The sequence below is a fragment of the Ruegeria atlantica genome (assembly GCF_947495585.1).
Taxonomy (GTDB): domain Bacteria; phylum Pseudomonadota; class Alphaproteobacteria; order Rhodobacterales; family Rhodobacteraceae; genus Ruegeria; species Ruegeria atlantica_G.
This window is the reverse complement of the sequence record NZ_CANLZK010000044.1, coordinates 1-848: the sequence shown is the minus strand read 5'-3', so window position 1 is coordinate 848 and position 848 is coordinate 1. Positions and strand designations below refer to the sequence as shown.

The following is an 848-nucleotide window of genomic DNA, read 5'->3' as shown; positions in this document are numbered from 1 at the left end:
CCTTCACGGTCGATGCCGCGCAGCAGGGCGCCGATGTTGTCGCCCGCTTCACCACGATCCAGCAGCTTGCGGAACATTTCAACACCAGTACAGGTGGTTTTCTGAGTGTCACGGATGCCGACGATTTCGATCTCGTCGCCAACGTTGATCACGCCACGCTCAACACGGCCGGTCACAACGGTACCACGACCCGAGATCGAGAACACGTCTTCGACCGGCATCAGGAACGGCTGGTCAACAGCGCGCTCAGGTGTCGGGATGTACTCGTCCACGGCAGCCATCAGCTTGCGGATCGATTCTTCGCCGATTTCCGGCTTGTTGCCTTCCATCGCGGCCAGAGCCGAACCTGCGATGACAGGAATGTCGTCGCCGGGGTAGTCATACGAAGACAGCAGCTCGCGGATTTCCATTTCCACCAGTTCCAGCAGTTCTTCGTCGTCAACCTGATCCACTTTGTTCATGAACACGACCATGGTCGGGATGCCAACCTGGCGGCCCAGCAGGATGTGCTCGCGGGTCTGCGGCATCGGGCCGTCAGCAGCGTTCACAACCAGGATCGCGCCGTCCATCTGAGCGGCACCGGTGATCATGTTCTTGACGTAGTCGGCGTGGCCGGGGCAGTCGACGTGCGCATAGTGACGCGTGTCGGTCTCGTATTCCACGTGGGCGGTCGAGATGGTGATGCCACGTGCTTTTTCTTCAGGCGCGCCGTCAATCTGGTCATACGCTTTGAAGTCACCGAAATACTTGGTGATTGCTGCGGTCAGCGTGGTCTTGCCGTGGTCAACGTGGCCAATCGTGCCGATGTTGACGTGCGGCTTATTACGCTCAAACTTTTCCTTTGCCAT

Annotated in this window: 1 protein-coding gene; it reads right to left on the bottom strand. The window is 58.7% G+C overall.

Annotated elements, in window-relative coordinates:
• On the bottom strand, positions 1-848 hold an 848-nt coding region (gene tuf / locus QMP16_RS23495), incomplete at both ends, for an elongation factor Tu (RefSeq protein ID WP_282154383.1).